A 25,431-nucleotide genomic window follows, 5' to 3' on the forward strand; every position below is an offset into this window, starting at 1 on the left:
ATGTCGCTCACGTCAGCCTTGAACAGCGTGCAGAGTATCTTCAACAATACCGGCCAGCAGAGCAGCGTCGTCTCGACCAACATCGCCAATGTCGGAAATTCCGACTATGTCAGGCGGGAGGCGTCGATCACGACGTCTCTTTCCGGCGCTCAGGTCGTCAGCATCAGCCGGGCGCAGGAAACTGCGCTGCTCGCCCAGTACCTGCAATCCAACGCCAAGGACAGCGCCCAGCAGACGCTCGTGACCGGCCTCGAGAGCCTGCAGTCTCTGATGGGCGGCAATGACTACGAGACATCGCCGAGCACCTATCTGGCGGCCTTCCAGGAGGCGCTCCAGACATATGCGACCTCGCCGAGCAACACGACCGCGGCGCAATCGGCCGTCACCGCCGCGCAGGATCTCGCCAATTCGCTGAATACCGCGAGCGACGGCGTCCAGTCGATCAGGGCCGAGGCGGATGCGGAGATCGCCACGCAGGTCTCTACGCTGAATACGCTGCTGTCACAGTTCGAGGCGGCCAACAACGCGGTTAAGCTCGCGACATCGACCGGCGCAGATACATCCTCGGCGCTCGACGAGCGCGAGAAGCTCCTGAAGCAGATCTCCTCGATCGTCGGCGTCACCTCCGTCGTGCGCGACAATAACGACATGGCGCTCTATACCTCGGACGGCACCGTGCTGTTCGAGACCATACCGCGCACCGTCACATTCGCGTCGACGGCAACTTATGTCGCCGGAACCGAGGGCAATGCCATCTATATCGACGGCGTGGCGCTCGATGCCGGCGAGGGTTCGACGACGAGTGCCTCGGGCAGCCTGCAGGCGCTGCTGCAGCTCCGCGACGAGATCGCCCCGACCTTCCAGGACCAGCTCGACCAGATCGCCAAGGCCCTCGTCCAGGTCTTCTCGGAAACCGACGGCAGCACGAGCGCGCCGGGACTTTTTACCTGGACGACGGCATCGGGGACAACGGGAGAAACACCGTCTGATACCGATGATATTACCGGGATTGCCTCCACCATCTCGGTCAGTCTTGCCGTCGTCACGAGCGAAGGCGGCGATGCGACCAAGCTGCGCGACGGAACGATCAGCGGCATCACCAATCTCAACACCTCCGGAGATAGCGGTTTTTCCGATAATCTCGACGCCCTCTATCAGGCGCTGACGGAACAACGCTCGTTCTCCGCCGACGCCGGTCTCTCCACAACGCAAAGCCTGACGGACTATGCCAGCGCCTCCATCGGCTGGCTCGAACAATATCGAAGCGATGCGACGTCGGCCTCCGAAACCACGGCCGCCGCACTGTCTCGCTCCGATGAAGCCTATTCCAACGAAGCCGGCGTCAATCTCGACGAGGAGCTGACGCTCCTTCTCGACATCGAACAATCCTACAAGGCAGCGACGAAGATCCTGAACGTCATTGACGAGATGTTCCAGTCGCTCCTCGACATAGCGAGCTAGTCATGAAAGCATCTTTTGTCTCATCATCGGCGATGCAGAATGTTTTGCGGCTCACCATCAGCCAGTCCCAGAACAAGCTGCAGCAGGCCTCGACGGAGGCGACCACAGGAACTTACGCCGATATCGGCGTCTCCCTCGGAAGCGGCGCCGCAAAATCGATCAATCTCACCAGCGCGATCGCCCAGGCCGCCTCGTTCAAGACGAGCAATTCCGTCGTCGCGCTGCGCATGGAAGCGTCGCAAACCGCTCTTTCCAGCCTCAAGGATGCCGGCGACAGCCTGGTCTCCAACCTGACCGCGCTTCAGGCAAGCCAGGATACGACGAGCATCGCTGTTGCCCTGCAATCGGCCAGTTCCACAATTTCGCAGCTGATCTCGACGGCCAACACCTCGGTCAACGGCGAGTTCCTGTTCGGCGGAACGAACCTCGACAGCCAGCCCCTGACCGACCAGTCGTCCGCAGTCTCGGATACGATCGTCACGGCGCTCACCGATTATGCAACCGGTCTCGGAAAAAACGTCAACGAGCTGACGGGCGAGGAAATCGGCAGCTTCATCACCGATACTGTCGAGCCGATGTTCTCTGAAAGCAGCTGGACGGACGCTTCGAGCGGCTGGTCGAGCGCATCCAGTACCGACATGACCAGCCGGATCAGCGCATCGGAAACCATCACCTCCTCGACCAACGCCAATTCCGAAGGCATGCGTTACCTGGCACTTGCCTCCGTCGTCGTCTCCGCCCTCTTCGGCCAGGATCTGAGCTCGGACGCGCAGAGCACCGTCGCATCCAAGGCGATAGGCTATGCGGCCCAGGCGACTTCGGGCATCGTGACGCAGCAGAGCGAGCTCGGCCTCTCACAGGAGCGGCTCGAAAAGGCAAACGACGCGCTCGACGCCCAGTCGAGCCTGCTGCAAGGAAAGCTCGTCGACCTGCAGGGGGTCGACACCTATGAGGCTTCGACGCTCGTCAACCAGCTGCAGACACAGCTGGAAGCCGCCTACACGCTCGTCTCGAAACTCCAGAATCTCAGCCTGGTCAACTATCTCTGACGGATTGAAAATGCGCGAACTCAAGCGGCCGCAGATACCGGCCTTAAGAAACGAGCCAAACACGTCCTGCTCCGAAATCGTGGCGGAAGCAGCCTTCGCGCTTGCCTCCGGCATCATCGATACGATCCCATTCGTCGGTTGCAAGCTCGACGAGCAGCAGGTGCGGGCGTGGCCGCGATCAGGTGTCTTCACCGATGACGGCGTCGAAATGACCACCACGCCGCCTGAAATATTCGAGCTTTGCGAGCTGCTGGCAGGCCATATCGAAAAGGGTGCGGCATTCGACGTCTTCGAGGTTTTCCACAAGATTGCGCGGATCGACCGGCTGATCGACTGGAGCCACGGGGCGGTGCTCTCGCCCGAGCCCCATCCGGTAACGCATTGACAGAAGGCGCGAAACATCTTCCCTATGGCGGCACGATCGCGGCCAGGTTGGCAGGAAGTACGGCGTAGGCCGATCTTGCATGGGCTAGTCCGTTGCGGCATTCCGGACTTTGTCATAGGAGAGTGAAGGCGGCTATCGAAGTCTGCCGGCAATGGTCTTTCAGAGACCGAGTGTGTTCTTGATGTCGAAGCCGCGCGCGAAGCTACCCTTCTCCGAAGAGACCTTGCAGGCCATGCTCGTCCGCGTGCTGCGTCCGCTGGTGAAGCTCGCACTCGCTTCCGGCTTCAACTTCACCGCCTTTTCGGCCATTCTTCGCCGGCTCTATATCGAGGTTGCCGAAAAGGAATTCGCGCTGCCGAACAAGCAGCAGACGGACAGCCGCATCTCGCTTCTGACAGGCGTGCATCGCAAGGACGTCAACAGGCTACGCGGACAGGAGATCTCGACATCGTTGCTGCCTGTCGGCGTCTCGCAAACGAGCCGCATCCTTGCCCGATGGCTGGCCGACCCGCTCTATTGCGATGCCGAGGACAGGCCGAGCGCCCTGCCCCGAACCACAAGCGACGGCAGCCCTTCATTCGAAAGCCTGGTGAGCGATATCACCAAGGATGTCCACCCCCGCTCCATCCTGGACGACTGGCTGGACAGGGGCATCGTCGTTCTCGATGAGGACGGCCGCGTCCGGCTCGACCTCTCATCGATCGTCCCGAATGCCGGCGACGACGCCCGCCGGCATTATTTCACCCGCAACCTTCGCGACCACGTGCAGGCGGCGGTCGCCAACCTGATGAATGACCCTCCGCCCTATTTCGAACGCGCGGTTCATTATGACGGCATATCTGCCGCGCTCGCCGCCCGGCTCGATGCGCTCGCGCGCGAGGAAGCGATGGCGCTGCTCCTGAAGCTCAACAAGGTCGCCCATCAGGCGATCAAGGAGGATCCCGGCGGCAACAGCCGCTGGATCGCGGGGCTCTATGTCATGACCGAAGAGGGTGAGACGGGTCTCCAGGCAGGCGCCGCTTCCAAGACGGAGGCGGACGAATGAGCCCGTCGATGATCTCGAGAAGACAGTTTCTGCTGGCCGGCATAGCGCTTCAGACCTTGAAGCCGGGATTTGCCGCCGCGCAGTCGACCAGCACCAACGATCATGGAATCGGCGGGTCCGGCACCTCCATCCAGGGCGGCGGCGAGAATGAAGACCACGGCATCGGCGGAACCGGCATCGTCGGGACCATCCAGGGTTTTGGCAGCATCATCGTCAACGGCATCCACATACCGTTCAGCGCGACCACGCCGATCGAGATCGATGGACGGCGTGTTCCTGCAAGCGCGATGAAGGTCGGCCATGTCGCGCGGGTGCTGCTGAAGGGAAAGCGCGCCGCCCGCATCACGATCGTCAGCGAGGTCCAGGGCCGCATCGACCGGTTGAGCAAGGCTTCGATAACCATCCTTTCGCAAACCGTCGACACATCCGGTCTGGCGACGAAGGGCCTGCGGAAAGGCAAGCGGGTCGCCGTCTTCGGCATCCGCAAACCAGACGGCACAATCGTAGCCCGGCGCATCGAAACCCGCTCCGTCTCGGATGGCGCTCATGTCCGCGGCGTCCCCGTCAAGAGCGGCAATCGCGTCCTGATCGGCGGCCTTTCGCTCGGAGGCGCGCACCGCCAATTGGTCGGCAAGCAAACCGTCGTGCATCTCAAGACAGCGGCTGATCGGTTGGCGATCACCCGCATTCAGCCCGAACCGGTAGTGCCGGGCCTCAAACGCGGTACCGTCAATATCGAAACTTTCCGGGCGAGCGACAAGGACGGACCGAGGTCAGGTCCCGGGGGTTCGCCACCTTTCGGATCGATGCGGCTATCCCTGGATGGTCACGGCTTCGTTGATATCGGCGTGCGGGATTCGAACAGACTGACCGACTTTCCAAACCCGCATCCTCCCGGGGGCATCGATTCCCGGCCGCCACGCGGCTTCTGGGATGGTCCGCCGCATGATCACTCGCCCTTTGGCAGAGCCGGTCCTGACGGCTTTTCCGGCCCGGGCGGACCGGGACCAGGGCCCGGGGCGGGGCCGGGACCGAATGGTCCGCCGCCGGGGCCGCCGCCTGGACCACCACCGGATTTTCCGGGCCAGCCCTGACGGTGTAATTGAACATTTGACAAATGGGAAAATTTCCCATTTATTGGCCCTGCGATCCTTCGTTCGGATGATTCCGAAATAGGGCTTGCCGATTGGCTAACGGGTACCGCCCCACACCCGCTAGCCAATCGTTGGTTTCCCATTGCATTCAACCGTCGAACACCGCGTTCCCGAGTAACTCTCCGTGGATGGCCTCCTCCGCCCGAAGGCCCGTCCGACCGAAACCCTCGTCGCCCAAGAGGAACCCGACATTGCTTTTGCTGGAACGCGAACCCGAGATGCCGCCGATGGAGATGGACGAACCGAGCGTCGTTGCAACCTGGGAAAACCGCACGCAAATCATCCAAATTATGCATCGCGCGCGTGAAATGAGCCGGGAATTCCAGGATTTGTGGAATAAAAGCGGCGGAATGGGTCGGCTCAGCCAGGACGATACGGATAAGCTGATCGAGCTTCTGCGTGAAATCGGCGACCTGAATGAAATGCTGATGCGGTTGGCGTGATGTCGCCGGCTTGGAGTTCTGCCGCTTTGAATATCGTTGAACCAGCATGAAAGGTGACGGCGCCCATGAACCCTCTGTTTTCAGAAAAGTGGACCATTTTCGTTCAGCGGCGCTGCCGCACCGTCACAAGGAGCAGTTACCCTCACCACTTCACATCGAAACTGACCTTGCCGCCGATCGAATAGCTGTCGCCAAAGTCCTGGAGGCTGGTGCGCGCGAATGCTTCGCCGTTGATCGAATAGCGCTCGTCCGACCAGTTGTAGGAGCCGCCCAGGCCCAATCCGCCCCACAGCGCCCTGTTTTCGTTGACAAGCCGCGCTCCGGAGACATCGACATCGGATCCGTCGAGGAAATCATAGTAGAGATTGGCAATCCCGTAGACGCTTGCGCGGCTCGCCCGACCGCTGGCATCCTTCCATTCCTTCTCATAATCGGCGGAGAGTCCAAGGCGGCCGATCAGAGTGTCGCCGTCGCCAAGCGATACGGCGGCACCATAGGGATCGGTGAAGTCGTCGAAGCGCACGGACGAGTAGGAAAGCTGGGCCTGCGGCGTCAGCGACCATTGGGTGCCAAGACCGATCTTCTGTCCGGCTTCGATGCTCACTGCATAGCCGAAGCCGTCATTGCCCTTTGTCAGCGTCGTGCTCAGGTCGTCGGACCGAAGATCGCTGTCATACCAAGTCAGCTGCCCCTGAGCGTCGAGATAGAGGCCGCTATTGCCATACCAGGTCAGTGTGCCGCCGAGCCCGTAGCCGGTGGCGTCGATGTCGCCGGTACCGAACAGAGAGGATACGTCTGCGGAAGTCGTACCATAGTGAACGCTGAACCCGCCAATCAGGGCGCCGGCCGCGCTTTCGGCCAACGCCCCGTCCGCGCCCGTCTCAAGCTTCCAGATGTTCGAGTTGTAGTCGGTGCCGGTCGTCGATGTCCCCGGCTCCAGATGGCTATGCGCAGCCTCGATCCGTCCCCAGATGCCCAGCGGACTCGTATTCTCGCCAACGTTGCCGATGGAATCACCGCCCGCCCAGGAACGGCCGCCGGTGCGCTGCTGGAGTGTGCCCAGTTGGTTGAAGGTCTGCAGGACGCCCGCATAGATCTCGTAGAGCGGCACGCCCGGTGCATAAAGCGGCGAAGTGTCTCCGTCCGTCTCGGTGGTCAGATGCGATCGGAGATACCAGTCGCCGTCGCTGGGCGTGCTGATGCCGTTCTTATAGAGCCGATAGGCATAGGCGCCTGCGACCACCGCCTGGTCGCCCTGAAAGACGTAGTCGCCCAAGAGCGAAAACGTGCCGGTGGAAGTGCCGCCGACGTCGACGATCTTGATGCCTTCGACAGTCTGCGCGCCGCCGCCGCCGACATTGACGACCTTGACGTTGGTGCTGCCCGAGGTATTGCCGGTAACGACCAGCCGGTCGGTGGCCGAGGCATCGTCCCCAAGTGCGGTCTCGATCTCCAGCGTACCGCCGTTGCCGGTATAGTTGCCGCTCACCGTCAGCGTGCCGATCGAGTTGCCGGGGGCGATGATGCCGGCGTTGCCGACATCGCCGATGATGGTGCCGAAGCCCTGCAAACGGCCGCCGGCGAGCACGTCGAGCGATCCTGTGAGCGTAGCCGAGGCGTGCGCGGCGTCGCCGACGACGAACGTGCCGCCCGACACGGTGGCGCCGCCCGCGGCCGTGCCGACGCCGTTGAGGATGAGACTGCCGCCGTTGACGGCAAGCGTGTTGGTGGCGAGGCCGCCGTCGATCTCGGCCAACCCCGAATTCATGGCGACGCTGCCCATGCCGCCGATTGCATAGGCGGAGTCGTAGGTGAAGCTGCCGGTGCCGAGGTCGAAGCTCAGTGCCGTATTGCCCCCGCCGCTGATGTTGCCGCCGATGGTGCCGCCCGTGATGGATAGGGTATTGCCGGCGGCGCTGAGGTTGACGTTTCCGTTCACTGTGCCGGCGGTGGTGATTGTCGCCGCGCCCCCGGTCTGGCTGAGGGCGATGCCCGAGGCTCCCGCATTGACGGTGGCGCCGGAGCCGATGTCGATAGTGCCGCCCGAAGCAGCGGCTGCATGGATGGCGGCTCCCGTGCCGGAACCGCCGGTTACCGTGCCGCCTGTGACGCTGATGTCGTAAGTCCCCGTACCCTTATTGTTGGCGAAGAGGCCGTCGCCGCTGCCCCTGTTCGTGACGGTGCCGCCGCTCATGGCGATGCTGGCCGTGCCAGTGCCGGCGGCGTTGTTGACCACGGCGTTCAGGGCGGGGTTGGCGCCGCCTTGAACCGTGACCGTGCCGGCCGTCATAGCGATGTCGGCATTGCCGCGTTCCGACTGGCTTAAGACAGCCGTGCCGGAAGTCGTCGTGGCCGTCCCGCCACCAATGGTGACGCTCGTGGCGCCGAAAGAGTTAGCGTTGCTAATGATGGCGCGCATGGCTGTGCCCGTGACGGAACTGACCGAGCCGCCGGTCATCATAACGGCGGCATTGCCCAAGCCTGAGTGCTGGGCGCTCACGCCCTGTCCCAACCCCGTATTGTTGGCCTGGCCGCCATTGAGGGTAATCAAAAGATTGCCAGCGTTGGCGGCGTTAGTAATACTCGTAAGGAGTGCGCTGGATAAGGCATTGCCGCTCGCCGTCGCGGTGCCGGTGTCCATCCGGATGACGACGTTGCCGGCGGCTCCCGAATTCGACGCGCCTATGCCCATAGACAAAGTACCAGTCGTCTGAGCCGATTGGAATAGGAGCGCGTTAATGACGATGTCGTTGATACCGGAGCCGCTGACGTAGACGGCGCCCTGGCCAGTCGACGCCTTCACGGCGACCAAAGCTGGATTGTTGAGGGTCAGGGTCAGGTTGCTTGTAACATCATAGCGGATCCCCGGCGCCGGATAGCTGCTGCCGCTGCAAGTAACCACGCCGCCGACCGGCGCGCCGCATTCGCTGGCTGCGTAAGCGCTATGCGGCGCGGACACCAACATTCCGGTCAGAGCGATCAACGATGTGGAAGAAAGCGCGGCACGAGAAATTCCATTCCAACTCTCGGCTCTTTTCTGGCGGACGGCGGCACTCATCGACAACATGATGTTCCCTTGACCCTAGTGTTCAATTGCATTCGGCGCCAATGCCCGACAGGAAGACGGGCGCGACAAGACTGCGGCCGGTCATCCGTAGTGAGGTCTTCTGAATGCTGGTGGATGCGTGCGCGTTGAGATGTTTGTTTTCGCATTTGCGGCGGCGATCGTCTTCCGAAGCCGCGCCTCGTCCACGACCGGTGAACAGTGCCGTCGCGTCGGCACACCTACAGGCTCCCGTTTCACGCGATCTTGCTTGCAATTGCCAGCCACATCACGGTTTGAGCGCATCGCAAGCCGGCCCATCTTTAAGCATTTGATACAAAATGCTTTCCTGATCATTCACGGGAGACAAATAACAGCATAAGTGTAAATCACAATTCTGCCGCCCGCACGAGACCAGGCGATGGCCGGAGGCAAATTCAACGTATTGTTGCACAAAAATCACAAGGTCGGTGCCACTGCGGCGTTCGTTCCAATCGCGAACAATCCGACAAGAACTTTAACCATATTTCAGTGTTCTCGCGAAATAATGACATACGTAGATCAGGCATCTCGAAGAAGAGAAGCCAAAAGTTATTTGGAGACAGTCTTGGCATTTACCATTGCGCGCAGCCTGGTGGCGTTTGGCATCGCCGTTTCAGCCGGTCTTTTCATGTCGATTGGATTGCAGCAATCCGCGCTGGAAAGGCTGAAGGTCAACGGCCCGGTTTACGAGCAGGTCGTCTACGGCAAGGATCTCATCGCCGATATATTGCCGCCGCCGCTCTTCGTGGTCGAATCCTATATGCTCTCCTTCGAAGCCAGCAAATTCCCCGAACTTACCGAAACCAATCTGGCGAAGATCGCCAATCTGAAAGCCGCTTACGACGACCGTCGCGCCTATTGGAAAACCACCAGGCTGCCGCAGGCTTTGAAGGACGAGCTTGAAAATGATGTGCTCGCCAAGGGCGATGCATTCTGGGACGTGATGAACCGCGAGATCATCCCGGCGCTGAAAGCAAAGGACGAAGACAAGGCGCACGGCGCGATCGAGCAATTGCGCGTCGCCTTCCATACGCACCAGGATGCTGTGGAGAAGCTCGTCGCGAATTCCGACGCTTTCCTGAAGGGCGAGGAAAAGAACGCAGCTTCGGAAATCGTCACCTGGACGATCTGTGCGGGCGCTGCCGGCTTCGGCTCCTTCGCTCTGCTGCTGGCGGGGCTCTATCTCCTGCGCCGCCGGGCAATCGTGCCGCTCGACGGCATGAAGGCCTATATGCGCAATCTTGCCGAGGGCGATTTTTCAACCGAAGTTCCCTATGCGAACCGTTCAGACGAGATCGGCGCCATGTCCAAGGCAGTCGCGGTCTTCCGTTGCAATGCGCTGGAACGCCAGGACGCGCAGAAGCGCGAAGCGGCCCTTCGCGATGCCGAATTCGAACGCGAGCGCAGCCAGATGGCCGAGAAGGCGGCCGAGGAGCGGACACGCGAAACGGTTATCAACGAGTTGACATATGGCCTGGACCAGCTGTCGCACGGCAATCTTGATTGCCGTATCACGACATCCTTTGCCGCCGCCTATGAGAGCTTGCGCGCCAAGTTCAACGACAGCATGAACGCGCTTTCCGCCTCGATGGCGGAGGTCGCCCAGACCTCCAGGCAGGTCGGCAGCTCCTCCGCCGGCATCACCAATGCCGCCGACAGCCTTGCATTGCGTACCGAACAGCAGGCAGCGATGCTTGAAGAGGCTACGAGCGCGCTCGGCGAAATGAACGCCAAAGCCAAGGACGCTTCGAACCATGCCGGCAAGGCGACCGGCATGATGGCCGAGACCCGCAGCAGCGCCGAACATTCGGCCGCCATCGTTCGCGATGCGATCGCTGCCATGCAGGAGATCGAAGGTTCGTCCGCCCAGATCGGCGAGATCGTCAACGTCATCGACGAGATCGCCTTCCAGACCAACCTTCTGGCGCTCAACGCCGGTGTGGAAGCCGCCCGCGCGGGCGAAGCGGGCAAAGGCTTCGCCGTTGTAGCGCAGGAAGTACGTGAGCTCGCCCTCCGTTCGGCCAATGCCGCCAAGGAGATCAGATCTCTGATTTCCACGTCATCGTCTCAGGTTTCCACCGGCGTGGAGCTTGTCAATCGCACCGGCAAGGCGCTTATGGAAATCGAAGGCCAGGTCGAGCAGGTCGCCGGCCTGATCGCCCGCATCGTTTCGGTTTCCTCCGAGCAGGCGGTGGCGATCGGGGCAATCAATGCCTCCGTCAATGCGCTCGACGAGGTCACACAGCGCAACGCCGCCATGGCCGCGGAAACCGTCTCAGCCTGCCGCGCGCTCGGTGGCCAGACGCAGACGCTGGAAGGGATTGTCGGTCGCTTCCAGACCGATGCGGCAGCTGCCGGGTCAAGAGCGCGGAAGGCAGCTTGATGTTGATCGGAAGATGACATTCATCTCACGCGCCGCCGTCGTTTCAGTTCGTCACAATCGCCACGACCCCAACGCAATCGCCTGATTTGACCAGGCCTGGGAAATGCCGCGCACAGAGAATACCGTCCATGGCGGCACGGATCTCGCGCGGCGCCTCACCCGTCCTGCCCGTCGGATAGATGCGAGCGATGACGGCATCCTTGGCGACCGCTTCACCGAGATCGATCGCGGGTTCGATCAATCCGCCTTGTTCAGCGAAAGAGAAACAGCGGCCATCCGGCATATCCAGCCAGATCGTTGGCCCGGTATCGACGGCGCCGGCGACGATACCGGCATGCCGCAGCACGTTCATGGTGCCGCGTTTGGCGATCGCCGCACTTCTGGCCGTGGCGGTACCTCCACCGCCCAGCTCGGTCGTGATGAAGATCTTGCCCATGTCCTCGGCCGCCGTGTCATACATGCCGACCGCATCGATCTCCAGCATCTTCATCGAATAGGGTGCGGCAAAGGCTGTCACGAAATCGAAAGCCTGCGCCTCCTGTTGTTTGTTCGGCAGGATGTGCGCTGCGCAGAGCGGCAGAAAATCGAGCGTCTTGCCGCCGGAGTGGAAGTCGAGCACGAGATCCGCCATCGGCAGAAGCACACGCTGGAAATAATCGGCGATCTTTTCCGTCACCGTGCCGTCCGGACGACCCGGGAAGCTGCGGTTCATGTTGCCTCTGTCGATCGGCGAGGTCCGGGTTCCCGCAAGGAATGCTGGGTAATTCATTGCCGGCACGATGATGACAGCGCCGCTCACCTCCTCTGCCCGCAGCGAGCGGGCGAGATCGAAAAGCGCAATCGGTCCCTCGTACTCGTCGCCATGATTGCCGCCGGTCAGGATCGCCGTCGGTCCCTTGCCGTTCCTGACGACCGTTATCGGAACCATCACCGAGCCCCAAGCGGAATCGTCGCGGCTGTAGGGCAGCCTCAGGAACCCGTGCTGGACGCCTTCGGCGGCGAAATCCACCGTCGCGCTGATCGGCGACGGCCGCAAGCCAGTCTCTGTCATGACAGCCTCAATCCTTGACCATCAGCTTGCGCGGCACGTTGGCGAGGCATTCGACACCGCTCTCGGTGATGAGGATGCTCTCCGTTGTTTCGAAACCCATATCCTCGAGCCAGAGGCCGGTCATGAAATGGAAGGTCATGCCGGGCTTCAACTCGGTCCGATCGCCCGGCCGCAGGCTCATGGTGCGCTCGCCCCAATCCGGCGGATAGGAAAGCCCGATCGGGTAACCCGTGCGGTTGTCCTTGACGATTCCATATTTCTTCAGCACCGCGAAGAAGGCGTTGGCGATATCCTCGCAGCTATTGCCGGGTCTGGCGACAGCAAGACCGGCTTCCATGCCTTCCAACGTCGCTTTCTCGGCGTCGAGAAAGGCCTGCGTCGGCTTGCCGAGGAAGACGGTACGCGACAGCGGCAGATGGTAGCGGTTGTAGCAGCCGGCGATCTCAAAAAAGGTGCCCTCCCCCTTTTTCAACGGCCGATCGTCCCAGGTTAGATGCGGTGCGGATGCTTCGACGCCGGACGGCAGCAGCGGCACGATGGCCGGATAGTCGCCGCCAATGCCGTCGACACCGCGGGTGCCGGCGTCATAGATTTCCGCTACCAGATCGCACTTGCGCATGCCGACCTCGATCTTGTCGAAGATGCGGGCGTGCATGGCTTCCACGATCCGGGCCGCATTGCGCATGTACTTGATTTCGGTCTCGCTCTTGACCGCGCGCTGCCAGTTGACCAGCGCGGTTGCGTCGACGAAGCGCGCATTCGGCAGATGTCTCTGCAGCGCGGCGAAGGCGGCGGCAGAAAACCAGTAATTGTCCATCTCGACGCCGATCGTCAGCTTGGCGAAGCCGCGCTCCGTCAGGATGCCGGAGAGGTAATCCATTGGATGACGCTCGGTCGACTGCACGTAGTGATCGGGATAGCCGACGATATTGTCGTGCGCGAGATAGGCGGTGAGCTTAGCGCCGTTGGCGTCCTGACCGCGGCCGAACCAGATCGGCTCGCCTTGCGGCGGCACGATCACCGCCTGGTGCACGTAGAAGGACCAACCGTCATAACCGGTCAGCCAGGCCATGTTCGAGGGATCGCTGACAACAAGCAGGTCCACACCCTTCGCTTCCATGGCACGCCGTGTTTTTTCCAGCCGCGCGGCATATTCGCCGAGCGAGAACTTCAGATTGGGCTGGGTCATGTTTCTTCCCTTCTTTTCCGGCGCCGCGCCGGTCAGCTTTCGAACGTGGTTCCTGCCTTCATCGCGCCGGCGCGGGCGAAGGCGAGGGTGGCGATAGCGGTGTCCTGGATGCCGGTGCCGGTGAGGTCCGCAATGGTGATCTGGTCGCTGCTCGTCCTGCCCGGCGTCCGGCCGGAAACGATCCGGCCGAGTTCGGCGAAATCCGCATCGGCCGCGACCAGACCGGCTTCGATTGCGTGGTGCAGCTCGCCGAGGCGGCGCGTCTGTTTCAGGCTGTCGGCGACGTAGAGGCCGGCCCGGGCGATGGCCGCGGGATCGATTTCGTTTTTGTGCTCCGCATCCGACCCCATCGCCGTCAGATGCTGTCCGGATTCGAGCCACCCGGCTTCGACGATCGGTTTTTCCGCAGGCGTGGTGGTCACGATAATATCGGCACTGGAGATTGCCTCTCTCGGATCCGACGTAGCGATGACGGGAAATCCGAGTTCCCCGCTCAATTCGGCCGCTGCCTTCTGCGCCTTGGCGGCATCCCGCGCCCAGATCCTGGCCTCGGCGATAGGCCGCACCAGCGTCAGTGCTTCGAGCTGCAGCCGAGCCTGCATGCCAGCGCCGAAAATTGCGGCCACGCTGGAGTCTTGCCGTGACAGGTATTTCGCAGCGACGGCGCCGGCTGCCGCGGTGCGCACATCGGTAAGATAGCCATTGTCCAGAAGCAGCGCCTGCACCAGGCCGGTCCGGCAGGACAGCAGCACCATCATGCCATTGGTGCTCGGCAGGCCGATCGTTGGATTGTCGAAGAAACCGGGGCTGATCTTGATGGCGAAACCTTCAATGCCCGGTACATAGGCGGTCTTCACATCGACCTCCCCCCGATACTCCGGAATGTCGAGCCGCAAAATCGGCGGCATGGCGACCGCCTTCGTTGCAAGCGCCGCGAAAGCCTGCTCGATACAGGCGACCGCATCGCGATCGAGCACCACGATCTTGCGCAGTTCCGCTTCCGTCAGAATGATCATGCGGTTCATGGGCCATCCTCCTCGAATGCCGCACCCTCGCCGTTGATCACCCGGCGGTGCTGTTCCATGTCGACATTCCGCCCGGAAAGGATCGCAACGATCGGGCCGCCGGAGCTGATCTTTTCCGCCAGCAGCGCTGCTATTCCGACAGCTCCCGCGCCCTCGACGATCTCGCGCTCGCAGGCATAGGCATGGCGCATGCCTGCGGCGATCTCCGCCTCCGTCAGCAGGACGACATCGTCGAGAAGCGCCTGGCACATGCTGAAAGTCACGCGATTGTCGAGGCCGATGCCGCCGCCGAGCGAGTCCGCGAGGCTTCTCACCTCCTCGACCTGCACCGGCCGTCCGGCATCGAGGCTCGCTTTCATCGCGGCGCCGCGTTCCATCGTCAGGCCGATCACTCTCGTTTTCGGATTGACGCCCTTGATCGCAGCGGCAACGCCCGCAGCAAGACCGCCGCCCGAGAGCGGCACCAGAACCGTGGCTGTCTGCGGCAATGCGTCGACGATCTCGAGCCCCAGCGTCCCCTGCCCGGCTACGACAGCCGGATGGTCAAAAGGCGGAACCATCACCAGCCCTTGCTCTCGCACCAACCGGTCCACCTCCTCCTGCGCCTCGTCCTGTGATCGACCGACGATGCGCACATCGGCGCCGAGACGGCGGATTTCGGAAACCTTGTTCTCCGGCACCAGCCGCGACATGCAGATCGTCGCGACTATGCCTTGTGCCTTCGCCGCATGGGCAAGTGCCCGGCCGTGATTTCCCGTCGAGGCGGCGACGACGCCGCGCACGCGCTCCGCCGGCGACAATGACGCCACCGCATTGGTCGCCCCACGAAGCTTGAAGCTACCCGTCGTCTGATGATGTTCGAGCTTCAGCCAAACCGGAACACCCGCGATCTCGCCGAGCGATGCCGACGACACGATCGGCGTTTCCACAACACGGCCGGCGATCCGATGCGCCGCCGCACGGATATCCTCCATCGAAATTGGCAGGACGCCCCTCATGCGCTCAGCCTTCCCCATAGGGTCTGGTCATCAACTGACCGAGCTCAGGCCGCGCCTGATCATCGCCACAGAGCCGCAGACAGGCCCAGGCGGTGGCGAGATTGCTGGTCACCACCGGCTTGCCGGTCGCCGCTTCGATGCGGGCGGCGACCTGTGCGGCGCGCACGGCAGTGCAGGAAATGAACAGTACATCGGATTGCGGCGCCAGCGCCTGGTTCGCGAAGGCTGCAATCTCGTCCGGCGCAATCCGTGCCATCTGGCGATCGTCGCTGAGGCCGAGGCAGGTAAAGCGGTCGATCGCAAAACCGAGTCGGCTGAAATAATCCGCCATCGGCCGGCTGGTTTCGACCGTATAAGGCGTCAGCACGGAAATCCGCCTGGCGCCGCACGCCTTCAGGGCTTTGACAGCAGCCGCCGTTGGCGTCACCACCGAAGCACCCGGCTTGGCCGCCTGGATCGCTTCCTCGACCTTGCGGTCACCGATGACGACCGAGGCGGAGGTGCAGGAATACATGACGGCATCCAGCGTCTCGCCCGGCAGAATGAGCCCTGCGCCTTGCGTCAGCGAAGGCTGCATCTTCAGAAGATTTTCCGGTGTCACCGGATTGGCGTAGTGGATGCGGCTGACATAGACGCCGATACGGTCGCTGGCGACCATCCGCCGGAAGTCGACTTCCGTCGTGTGGTCGGTCGCCAGGATGACGAGGCCGATGCGCTTTTCCAGCGGCCGGTCGTCCAGCCGTGGCAGTCGGCCGGTGGGAATGATCTCGATCGATGTCGTCATGTCAGTCATCCACCCTGGCATAGCGCTCCTCGAGCCAGCGCAATCCGAGAACCGAAATCAAGCTGATGACGAGGAAAAAGACGCCGACGAGCGTCATGGGTTCAATATAGCGATAGTTGCTATTGGCGATGCTTTTGGCCTGGTTCATCAATTCCAGCACGGTGATCGCCGACAGCAGCGGCGTTTCCTTGAACATGGCGATGAAGTAATTGGCGAGCGCCGGGATCATCGGCGGGATCGCCTGCGGCAAGATCACGTGGATCCAGGCCTGGCGCGTCGTCAGATTGGTGGCCTTGGCCGCCTCCCATTGTCCGCGCGAAACGTTCTCGATGCCGGCGCGATAGACCTCGGCCGTATAGGTCGCATAGTGAATGCCCATGCCGATGACGCCGGCGGTGAGCGGCGACAGCCGGATGCCGATATCCGGCAGGACGTAGAAGATGAAGTAGAGCTGCACCAGCAGCGGCGTACCGCGGATGAATTCCGAGACGAAGCCGACAGTTGTGGAAATGGCGGCGACAGGTGACCGCCGCGCGATGGCAAGCGCGAGGCCTGCGACCATGGCGACAGCAGCGCCGAGGATGGTCGCGAGAATGGTGATCTTGAACCCTTCGAGAAGGGTCGGCATGATCTGCCAGACGAAATCCCAATCCCATTCCATATGATCAGGTCCTCATGCCGTCGAGGCCGCGTGTCATCCGTCGCTCCAACAGGCGCATCGCCGCCGAGATGGCGGAGGCCATGAGGAAATAGAGGATGAGGATCGTTGCGAAGGGCACCAGCGTATTGCCGGTCTGCGCCCGCACCACTTGCGCCTGAAAGGTCATGTCGGTCAGCGAGATCAGCGACACGACGGCCGTGCCCTTCAAAAGCTCGATCGCATTGTTGCAGAAGGTCGGCAGCATCAGCGGCAACGCCTGCGGCAGTATGACGTGGCGCATGCGCTGGTATCGCGACAGATTGAGCGCGATGCAGGCTTCGGATTGTTCGCGCCCGACCGCCTTGACGGCGCCACGCACCACCTCCGCCCCATAGGCGCCGACATTCAGACCGAGCGCCAGCACGCCCGCCTGCAGCGGCGTCAGCGTCAATCCCGCGAAGGGCAGGACGAAATAGACCCAGAAGAGCTGGACGAAGATCGAGGTGCCGCGAAAGAATTCGATATAGGCGGTCGCCAGAGCCCGGAGGGCAAAGAAACGCGACAGGCGGGCGAGACCGGCCAGGAAGGCCATGACGAGCGCCAGCGCCGAGCCCATGATCGTCAGCTCGAGCGTCACCAGGGCGCCTTGAAGGATCAGTGTCAGATAGCCGGACCAGACCGACATCGGCAGCTCACTTCTCTGGAGATGGTGCGAAGGGCAAACCGGCCATGGCGGGAGCATGGCCGGCTGCTTACGTCAGGTTACTTGGCGGCGGCGCAGAGCTTTTCGCGGCTCGTCGACATCGCCGCCTTGGCCGAGAAGCCATAGGGTTCGATGATCTTGGCGAATTCGCCCGATTCCTTCAGCTTCTTCAGCTCGACGTCGAAGGCGTCGCGAAGCGCAACGTCCTGCTTGCGGAAGGCGGCGCCGTCGCAATAGACCGGCGCATTGACGACGGGGGCGACGGTTTCGAGGTTCGGATCGTTCGCCTTGGTCAACAGGTCGTGGATCGACAGGACCGGCAGCGAATAGACGTCGATGCGGCCGTCCTGAAGCATCTTGATGCCGCTCTGCCCGTCCGGAACCACGATGACGCGGTCACGCGGCACGCCGGCTTCCAGCGCCAGCTTCTCTTCCGTGCCGCCGCCCGGCGCGCCGATCTTGGCGTTCGGGTTGTCGGCGATATCCTTGTAGCTGGTCAGCTTCAGCGGGTTGCCCTTCTTCAGAGCAAAGGCTTCAGCGTCGCACAGGATCGGTTCGGAATAGGCGACGGCATTGCAGCGTTCGGGCTTCATGAAGAGGCCCGCCGTAATTGCATCGTGTCGGCCGGCCTGCAGGCCGGGAATCATCGCGCCGTACTCGGAGATCGAGGCGACCACTTCCTTGACGCCGAGCTTCTCGAAGATCACCCGCGCCACATCGGGCGCAGCACCCGAGACCTTGCCGTCGGCGCCGACCGCCGTGAACGGCGGCTCGTTGGCGATGGCGATACGGGCAAAGCCCTGCTCCTTCAACTGTTCGAGCTTGTCATCAGCGGCCGAAGCCTGACTCGCCGCTGTCATCAGCAGGGCCGACAGGCCGATGGCGCTCAAAAAATATCCCGTTTTCATCGTTCCCAACTCCTCTGGCTTTCCTTGCGCTTTATTTTGCGGGCAATGTCGGATCTCAGACGCGGTGCCCTGCCGCGATGATCTTGCGCAGGAAGGTCTGCGTCCTCTCCTGCGTCGGATTGCGAAAAATGTCGCCGGGCTTGCCTTCCTCGACGATCCTGCCGCGATCGAAGAACAGAACGCGGTCGGCAAAGTCATGGGCAAAACCCATTTCGTGGGTGACGAGCAGCATCGTCATGTCGGTCTCGGAGGCGAGTCGTCGCATGACGTTCAGCACCTCCTCGACCAGCTCCGGATCGAGCGCCGAGGTCACCTCGTCGAACAGCATGATCTTCGGCGACAGCGCCAGCGCCCGGGCGATGGCAACGCGCTGCTTCTGCCCGCCGGAAAGCTGCGCCGGGACGCTTTTAGCCTTATCGGCGAGACCGACCATGTCGAGAAGCTCCATAGCCCGCTTTTCGGCTTCGCGCCGCTTGACGCCCTTGGTCAGCATCGGCGCCAGCGTCACATTATCGAGCACACATTTGTGCGGGAACAGGTTGAAGTGCTGGAAGACCATGCCGATCTTCTCGCGCATGCGATGCAGATGCCGTTCATCGGCCGCCACCAGCCCGTTGCCGTTCGGCATATGATAGAGCTGCTCGCCATCGACCTCGATATGGCCGCCGCCGATCGTCTCGAGCGTCATCAGGATGCGCAGGATCGTCGTCTTGCCGGAGCCGGACGGCCCGATCAGCGCCAGCTTCTCACCCGGCATGACATTCATCGACAGGCCGTCCAGCACGGTCAGCGGGCCGTATTTCTTGACGATGTTGTCGATGCGGATGATAGGCGCAGGCATTCATGTCTCTCCTTGTTGAGACAAGCAATGACCTAACGATGACGGCGCTCGAAAATCATGTCAATTCGTAAAATAATATCATGACAATTATTCTGCGCCTGCCGGCAAATGAGGCGCCCGCCTCAAATCGCGAGCAGCAGCTCTTCTGGATTTCCCTGCGCCAGTGAGGCAACGATCCCCAGTCCCGTCCGCAGCTCGCCTTCCGTCGTCGAGCCGAGCGAGATGCGCACCGCCGGCGTCCACCCGTGATCGGCGGTGCGGAAGGATTTGCCCGGCGCGATCGCCACGCCGCGCAGCCTTGCCTGCGACACGAAACCGTCCTCCGTATGGCTGCCGGAAAGCGGCAGCCAGACGTGCAGGCTTTGCGGATGCGTTCGATAGGACAGGCCGGTCAGCATCTCCGCCGCGATCGCATGGCGCCCGACAAGGGCGCGGCGCTGCCAGTTGACGAGTTCCATCGCCGTGCCGTCGCTGACCCAGCGCGTGGCGATTTCGGCCATCGCCGGCGTCGCCATCCAACTGGAGACCAGATGCCGGTTGGCAACGGCGGCGACATAGCGGTCGGGCGCAACGAGATAGCCGATCCTGAGACCCGGAACGGTGATCTTCGTGAAGCTCGTGACGTAAAGCGTCCGCTCCGGCGCGAAGGCGGCCATCGGCGGCGCGCGGTCCTCGATCATCGGCCCGAGAATGTCGTTTTCGATGATCGCTATGTCGTGCTTGGCGGCCACGGCGGCGAGCGCCTGCCGGCGCTCTGCGCTCATCAGCGCCGCCATCGGATTGATCACCGACGGCTGGAGGAAAATCGCCCGGATCGGCCCCGTCCGGCAGGCCTCGTCCAGCGCGTCGGGAATCATGCCCTCCTCGTCGATCGCCAGCCCCTCGAGATGCAGGCCGAGATAGCTGGAGAGCGGCACCAGCGTATGATGGCTGATCGCCTCGGTCGCAATGGTCGAACCGGGCGGGGCGACGCTCATCAGCGCTACCGTCATGCCCGATGTCGCGCCATTCGTCAGGCTGATGTTCAGCGGCGATACGTCGAGGCCGCAGCGCGCCAGCCATTCCGTGGCAACGACGCGATGGCGGGGAAAGACCATGTTCGGCCGGAACGACAGGGCCGAGCTCGACGGCAGATTTTCGGAGAGCCAGCCAAAGGCCTGGCGCAGCCTTTCCAGATGAATCTGCTCGCAGACCGGTTTCAGGATAGAGAGATCGATGACCTCGCCCAGCCGTTCCGGCAGATAAGGCGGTTCCGGCTCGCGCGGCCGCGTCTGCACGAAGCTGCCGCGTCCGATCTCGCCTGATATCAGCCCCCGGCGGCTCAGCTCGTCATAGGCGCGGCTCACCGTCTGCACGGAAAGATGCAGATCGTCGGCCAGCTTGCGATGCGGCGGCAATTGCATGCCGTCGGCGAGCTTGCCGTCGGTGATCGCATTGGCGATCTGCTCGGCGAGCGAGAGATAGGCAGGCCGGCGGAGTTGCGAGGGATCAGGGCGCCAATTTGTCATGATTTCAACACTGCTGAAAATCAGGTCAATTGACAATGCCAAAATACGCTTCCATTGTCTTTTCACCGCGTTTGAAATGATTTCATGCTAAAGAAAGCGCCATGAAGCTCGACGCCATCGACTTGCGCATCCTCGACGCCGTCCAGCACGACGGCCGCATCACCAAGCTGGCGCTCGCCGAAAAGGCAGGGCTGTCGCCGACGCCGTGCTGGATGCGGCTGCGCAAGCTCGAAAAGGCGGGGATCATTACCGGCTACCACGCCCGGATCGCACCGCGGCGCATAGCGCCGGTGGCCAGCGTGATGATGGAGGTGACGCTCGCCAATCATCGCCAGGCCGATTTCGAGCGTTTCGAGCGCGCCGTTGCCGCAACCCCCGAGATCGTCGCCTGCTGGTCGGTCGGCGGCGGCGTCGACTATATCCTGAAAATCATGGCAGCCGATATCGATGCCTATCAGCGGCTGGTCGACGGACTTCTCGATCGCGAACTCGGCATCGACCGCTACTTCACCTACATTGTCACCAAGACGGTGAAGGAGGAAACAGTCCTTCCGGTCTCTTCCCTCGCCGCCTCCGGCGAGGAGCAGAGCGCCTCGTAGACAATCTCTCTAGCAGGCGGCCGCCCTTTAGACCGTCTGTCTCTTTCCGCCTTCGGCAAAGGACAATCTCTCGTCCGCTCTTGTGCAAGACTTGCGTCAACCCGCAAGGAGGAGATTGGACATGCCCGCCGTGTTTGCCCGCCCCGACTATCATGATGCGCTGTCACGGCTTGCCGACCTTCATCTCCTGCGCGATCTCGCCTATGTCGGCGGCCGGTGGATCGCGGGGGCGACAGGCAAAAGCTTCGCTGTTGCCGATCCGGCCTCTTCGGCAACGCTGGCCTGGGTTGCGAGCCTCGGTGCGGAGGAGACGGCGATGGCGATCGATGCGGCGTCGCAGGCCTTTGCCGCGTGGCGCGCGATGCTGCCGCAGCAGCGCGCAGCGATCCTGCGCAAATGGCATGAGCTGATGCTCGCGGCCAGAGAGGACCTGGCGCTGATCATGACGCTGGAACAGGGCAAGCCGCTGGCGGAATCGCGTGGCGAGATCGATTACGCCGCCTCCTTCGTCGAATGGTATGCCGAGGAAGGCAAACGGCTGAACGCCGAAAGCGTCACCAGCCACCTGCCCGGCGCGGAAATGATCGTCCGGCGCGAGGCGCTCGGCGTCGTCGGCGTGGTCACGCCCTGGAATTTCCCCTCTGCCATGCTCACCCGAAAGGCCGCCGCGGCCCTTGCCGCCGGCTGCACGGTCGTCGCCCACCCCTCCTCCGAGACGCCGCTTTCTGCCCTCGCGCTTGCCGAGCTCGGCGAAAGGGCCGGTATTCCCGCCGGCGTCTTCAACGTAGTCACCGGCCATGCCGCAACTATCGTCGGACGGATGTGCAGCGATAGCCGCCTGCGCGCCATGAGCTTCACCGGTTCGACCGAGGTTGGCCGCCTGATCGCCGCCCAGTGCGCGCCGACCATGAAGCGGCTGGTAATGGAACTCGGCGGGCACGCGCCGCTGATTGTCTTCGACGATGCCGATGTCGCAAAAGCCGTCGAGATTGCCGTCGACGCCAAGTTTGCCACGTCAGGCCAGGATTGCCTTGCTGTCAACCGCATCTTCGTCCAGCGACGCATCGCCGATGCCTTCGCTAAGGCTTTTGCCGCACGGATCACTGCACTGAAGGTCGGCGCAGGCATCGAGGCTGAAAGCGAAATCGGGCCGCTGATACATGAACGCGCCGTCGTCAAGGTCGAGGACCAGGTCGCCGACGCCTTGGAGCGGGGCGCCCGTCTTGCTGCCGGCGGCAGCCGCCATAGAGCCGGCCCACTCTTCTATCAGCCGACGCTTTTGACGGATGTGCCGGCGGATGCGCTGATCATGCGCGAGGAGACTTTCGGGCCTGTGGCCGCACTTGTCACTTTCGATACGGAGGAAGAGGTCGTCGCCCGTGCCAACGACACCGAATATGGCCTGGTCGCCTATGTCGTCACCGAGAATGGCGCCCGCCAGATGCGCCTCGGCCGCGCGCTGGAATACGGCATGGTGGCGATTAATCGCGTGAAGATCACCGGCGGTCCGATCCCCTTCGGCGGCTGGAAACAGTCCGGCCTTGGCCGGGAAGGCTCCCGCCACGGGCTCGAGGCTTTCACCGAGCTCAAATATCTCTGCATCGACACCGCCGCCTGAGCGCCCATTTCAAGAGAGGATAGGATATGCTCGAGAAAAGCAACGAACTCACCGCCTGGGACCGCGACCACTTCTTTCACCCCTCCACCCATATGGGCATGCACGCGCGCGGCGAGACGCCGACGCGTGTCGTCGCAGGGGGCGAAGGCGTCTACATCACCGACACGAGCGGCCGCAAAAGCCTCGATGCCTTTGCCGGGCTTTATTGCGTCAATGTCGGCTACGGCCGCCAGGAGATCGCCGACGCCATCGCCGAACAGGCGAAAGGCCTTGCCTACTACCACGCCTATGTCGGCCACGGCACAGAAGCATCGATTACGCTTGCGAAAATGATTATCGACCGCGCACCCGCGGGCATGAGCCGCGTCTATTTCGGCCTTTCCGGCTCGGATGCCAACGAGACCAACATCAAGCTGATCTGGTATTACAACAACATTCTCGGCCGGCCGGAAAAGAAGAAGATCATCTCACGCTGGCGCGGCTATCACGGCTCCGGCGTCATGACCGGCAGCCTCACCGGTCTTGCGCTTTTTCACAATGCCTTCGATCTGCCGCGCGCCCCGATCCTCCACACCGAAGCGCCCTATTATTTCCGCCGGGCCGACCGGTCGATGAGCGAGGAGCAATTCTCGCAATATTGCGCCGACAAACTGGAGGAGATGATCGTTGCCGAGGGGCCCGACACCATCGCCGCCTTCATCGGCGAACCGATCCTCGGCACCGGCGGCATCGTCCCGCCCCCCCAGGGCTATTGGCAGAAGATCCAGGCCGTGCTCGACAAATACGATATCCTGCTGGTCGCCGACGAGGTCGTCACCGGCTTCGGCCGTCTCGGCACGATGTTCGGCTCAGATCACTACGGCATGAAGCCGGACCTGATCACCATCGCCAAGGGCCTGACCTCGGCCTATACTCCGCTTTCCGGCTCGATCGTTTCGACCAAGATGTGGCAGGTCCTGGTGCAGGGCTCCGATCAGCTCGGCGCCATCGGCCATGGTTGGACCTATTCCGCCCATCCGATCTGCGCTGCCGCGGGCATCGCCAATCTGGAATTGATCGACCAACTCGGCATCGTCGCCAATGCCGGCACGACCGGCAGCTATTTCCGGTCGCAGTTGCAAGAAGCCGTTGGCGGCCATCGGAATGTCGGTGAAGTCCGCGGCGACGGTCTGATGGCCGCGGTCGAATTCGTCGAGGACAGAGACGACCGCCGGTTCTTCAATCCCGGCCGCAAGGTCGGTCCGCAGGTCGCATCCGCTCTTCTCGAACGCGGCGTCATCGGCCGCGCCATGCCGCAGGGCGACATTCTCGGCTTCGCTCCGCCGCTCTGCCTCACCCGCGAAGAAGCAGACGTCGTCGTCAAGGCGGCTGCAGACGCGATTGAAAGTGTTTTCAAAACCATCTGAGGAGAAGAGCCACATGACGATCCCGGAAAAGATGGCGGCGGTGTTCCTCACCGGCCATGGCGGCCTGGAAAAGCTCATCTATGCCACGGATGTGCCTGTCCCGACGCCGACGGAGGGCGAGGTGCTGATCCGTGTTGCCGCCTGCGGCATGAACAATACCGACGTCTGGGTGCGCGAAGGCGCCTACGGCACAGAGGATGATCCCTCCGCCCTCTCCACCTGGCGCAGGCAGGGCAACACGCTGACATTCCCGCGCATCCAGGGCACCGATACCGTCGGTCATATCGTCGGCGTCGGCGCGGGCGTTGATCCGAGACGCATCGGCGAACGCGTCATGGTCGACTTCTCGATCTATAATCGCGACGACGACAGTCTTGCCGACATCGATTACATCGGCCACGGGCGCGATGGCGGCTACGCCGAATATATGGTGCTGCCTGGCGAGAACGCCCATGTCGTCGCGACCGATATGACCGATGTCGAGCTCGCCACCTTCTGCTGCGCCTATCTGACCGGCGAACGGATGCTGGAACGGGCAAGGCTTGTCGCCGGCGAGCGCGTTCTCGTCACCGGCGCTTCGGGCGGCGTCGGTTCAGCGATCATCCAGCTCGCTCGCGCCCGCGGCGCCATCCCGATCGCGGTCGCGGGACTCGGCAAGGAGGCGGCGATGATCGATATCGGCGCCGAAGCGGTCGTGACCCGCGGCAAGGGGGATCTTGTCCAAGCCGTCCATTCCGCAAGCGGTGGCCAGCCGATCGACGTGGTCGCAGACCTCGTGGGCGGACCGTTGTTCAACGATCTCCTGAAGATCTTGCGCCCGGAAGGCCGCTATACCACGGCCGGCGCCATCGCCGGCCCCGTCGTGCAGCTCGATCTGCGCACTCTGTATCTGAAGCAACTCGAGATGCATGGATCGAGCCAGGGGAGCCGCGCCGATTTCCGTAGGCTCATCGGCTATATCGAAAGCCGTAAAATCCGGCCTCTTGTCGGCGGCGTCTATCCGCTGTCGGATTTCCACCGGGCACAGACCGAATTCATGGCGAAGAATTTTGTCGGCAAACTGGTCGTCGTTCCCGACGCGAGATGATCTCCGGCGCGCCGCACGAACCTTATCGGGCTTGCGGCGTTCCACCGCCATGAACAACGCTTTCGATCA

22 protein-coding genes are annotated in these 25,431 nt (G+C 62.5%); 11 read left to right on the forward strand and 11 right to left on the reverse strand.

Annotated features, from left to right (window positions below):
* The 6 genes from flgK (at position 1) to QWJ46_RS14005 (ending at position 5,537) form a co-directional block, all read left to right on the forward strand.
* On the forward strand, positions 1–1,461 hold the full coding sequence (gene flgK / locus QWJ46_RS13980; RefSeq protein ID WP_302751672.1) for a flagellar hook-associated protein FlgK: 1,461 nt from the start codon (positions 1–3) through the stop codon (positions 1,459–1,461).
* A 2-nt stretch (positions 1,462–1,463) separates the two neighbouring features.
* On the forward strand, positions 1,464–2,510 hold the full coding sequence (locus tag QWJ46_RS13985; protein WP_302751673.1) for a flagellar hook-associated family protein: 1,047 nt from the start codon (positions 1,464–1,466) through the stop codon (positions 2,508–2,510).
* Between the two features lie 10 nt (positions 2,511–2,520).
* Complete coding sequence (locus QWJ46_RS13990; protein WP_184456549.1) at positions 2,521–2,895, forward strand: hypothetical protein; 375 nt, start codon at positions 2,521–2,523, stop codon at positions 2,893–2,895.
* Between the two features lie 151 nt (positions 2,896–3,046).
* Positions 3,047–3,940: a DUF6502 family protein gene (locus QWJ46_RS13995; protein ID WP_302751674.1), complete on the forward strand. Its 894-nt coding sequence runs from the start codon at positions 3,047–3,049 to the stop codon at positions 3,938–3,940.
* Positions 3,937–5,034, forward strand: a complete 1,098-nt coding sequence (locus QWJ46_RS14000) for a DUF5666 domain-containing protein (RefSeq protein ID WP_302751675.1) — start codon at positions 3,937–3,939, stop codon at positions 5,032–5,034. Before QWJ46_RS13995 ends, QWJ46_RS14000 begins: the two co-directional genes overlap by 4 nt.
* A gap of 251 nt (positions 5,035–5,285) precedes the next feature.
* Entirely contained in the window at positions 5,286–5,537 is a 252-nt protein-coding gene (locus QWJ46_RS14005) for a hypothetical protein (protein WP_302751676.1), read from the forward strand.
* Positions 5,538–5,679: 142 nt separating this feature from the next.
* Here QWJ46_RS14005 and QWJ46_RS14010 read toward each other — a convergent pair whose 3' ends face one another.
* Positions 5,680–8,496, reverse strand: coding sequence for an autotransporter outer membrane beta-barrel domain-containing protein (locus tag QWJ46_RS14010; protein ID WP_368046085.1), 2,817 nt, complete (start codon positions 8,494–8,496; stop codon positions 5,680–5,682).
* Between the two features lie 691 nt (positions 8,497–9,187).
* Between QWJ46_RS14010 and QWJ46_RS14015 the strand changes: the two genes are divergently transcribed.
* The gene (locus QWJ46_RS14015; RefSeq protein WP_302751677.1) at positions 9,188–11,005 is read left to right on the forward strand and encodes a HAMP domain-containing methyl-accepting chemotaxis protein; all 1,818 of its coding nucleotides are present in this window, start codon (positions 9,188–9,190) and stop codon (positions 11,003–11,005) included.
* 43 nt (positions 11,006–11,048) lie between these two features.
* Here QWJ46_RS14015 and doeB read toward each other — a convergent pair whose 3' ends face one another.
* The 10 genes from doeB to QWJ46_RS14065 all read right to left on the reverse strand — a co-directional run bounded on the left by doeB (position 11,049) and on the right by QWJ46_RS14065 (position 20,652).
* Complete coding sequence (gene doeB / locus QWJ46_RS14020) at positions 11,049–12,056, reverse strand: N(2)-acetyl-L-2,4-diaminobutanoate deacetylase DoeB (protein WP_302751679.1); 1,008 nt, start codon at positions 12,054–12,056, stop codon at positions 11,049–11,051.
* 7 nt (positions 12,057–12,063) lie between these two features.
* Positions 12,064–13,245, reverse strand: coding sequence for an ectoine hydrolase DoeA (gene doeA / locus QWJ46_RS14025; RefSeq protein WP_184456542.1), 1,182 nt, complete (start codon positions 13,243–13,245; stop codon positions 12,064–12,066).
* 32 nt (positions 13,246–13,277) lie between these two features.
* Positions 13,278–14,270 carry an ectoine utilization protein EutC gene (gene eutC, locus QWJ46_RS14030; RefSeq protein WP_302751681.1) on the reverse strand — a complete coding sequence of 331 codons (993 nt, stop codon included), beginning with the start codon at positions 14,268–14,270 and terminating at the stop codon, positions 13,278–13,280.
* Positions 14,267–15,268 carry a hydroxyectoine utilization dehydratase EutB gene (gene eutB, locus QWJ46_RS14035; protein ID WP_302751682.1) on the reverse strand — a complete coding sequence of 334 codons (1,002 nt, stop codon included), beginning with the start codon at positions 15,266–15,268 and terminating at the stop codon, positions 14,267–14,269. The genes eutC and eutB overlap by 4 nt, the downstream gene beginning before the upstream one ends.
* A gap of 4 nt (positions 15,269–15,272) precedes the next feature.
* Positions 15,273–16,052 (reverse strand): ectoine utilization protein EutA, encoded by a 780-nt coding sequence (eutA, locus tag QWJ46_RS14040; protein WP_302751683.1) that lies wholly within the window; start codon positions 16,050–16,052, stop codon positions 15,273–15,275.
* Position 16,053: 1 nt separating this feature from the next.
* Entirely contained in the window at positions 16,054–16,713 is a 660-nt protein-coding gene (ehuD, locus tag QWJ46_RS14045) for an ectoine/hydroxyectoine ABC transporter permease subunit EhuD (protein ID WP_184456534.1), read from the reverse strand.
* 4 nt (positions 16,714–16,717) lie between these two features.
* Positions 16,718–17,377 carry an ectoine/hydroxyectoine ABC transporter permease subunit EhuC gene (gene ehuC, locus QWJ46_RS14050; protein ID WP_184456532.1) on the reverse strand — a complete coding sequence of 220 codons (660 nt, stop codon included), beginning with the start codon at positions 17,375–17,377 and terminating at the stop codon, positions 16,718–16,720.
* Positions 17,378–17,454: 77 nt separating this feature from the next.
* Positions 17,455–18,303, reverse strand: a complete 849-nt coding sequence (ehuB, locus tag QWJ46_RS14055) for an ectoine/hydroxyectoine ABC transporter substrate-binding protein EhuB (protein WP_302751686.1) — start codon at positions 18,301–18,303, stop codon at positions 17,455–17,457.
* 55 nt (positions 18,304–18,358) lie between these two features.
* Complete coding sequence (ehuA, locus tag QWJ46_RS14060; RefSeq protein WP_302751688.1) at positions 18,359–19,144, reverse strand: ectoine/hydroxyectoine ABC transporter ATP-binding protein EhuA; 786 nt, start codon at positions 19,142–19,144, stop codon at positions 18,359–18,361.
* Positions 19,145–19,266: 122 nt separating this feature from the next.
* The gene (locus QWJ46_RS14065) at positions 19,267–20,652 is read right to left on the reverse strand and encodes a PLP-dependent aminotransferase family protein (RefSeq protein ID WP_302751690.1); all 1,386 of its coding nucleotides are present in this window, start codon (positions 20,650–20,652) and stop codon (positions 19,267–19,269) included.
* Between the two features lie 101 nt (positions 20,653–20,753).
* Here QWJ46_RS14065 and QWJ46_RS14070 point away from each other — a divergent pair, with 101 nt between their 5' ends.
* From QWJ46_RS14070 to QWJ46_RS14085, 4 genes are all read left to right on the forward strand, one after another.
* Positions 20,754–21,251, forward strand: a complete 498-nt coding sequence (locus QWJ46_RS14070) for an Lrp/AsnC family transcriptional regulator (RefSeq protein WP_184456523.1) — start codon at positions 20,754–20,756, stop codon at positions 21,249–21,251.
* Between the two features lie 121 nt (positions 21,252–21,372).
* On the forward strand, positions 21,373–22,869 hold the full coding sequence (locus QWJ46_RS14075; protein WP_302751691.1) for an NAD-dependent succinate-semialdehyde dehydrogenase: 1,497 nt from the start codon (positions 21,373–21,375) through the stop codon (positions 22,867–22,869).
* Positions 22,870–22,895: 26 nt separating this feature from the next.
* Complete coding sequence (locus QWJ46_RS14080) at positions 22,896–24,275, forward strand: aspartate aminotransferase family protein (RefSeq protein ID WP_302751692.1); 1,380 nt, start codon at positions 22,896–22,898, stop codon at positions 24,273–24,275.
* 13 nt (positions 24,276–24,288) lie between these two features.
* Positions 24,289–25,362, forward strand: coding sequence for an alcohol dehydrogenase family protein (locus QWJ46_RS14085; RefSeq protein WP_302751693.1), 1,074 nt, complete (start codon positions 24,289–24,291; stop codon positions 25,360–25,362).
* The last annotated feature ends 69 nt before the right edge of the window (positions 25,363–25,431 follow it).

This window comes from Rhizobium sp. CBN3, from assembly GCF_030518245.1.
Taxonomy (GTDB): Bacteria; Pseudomonadota; Alphaproteobacteria; order Rhizobiales; family Rhizobiaceae; genus Rhizobium; species Rhizobium aethiopicum_A.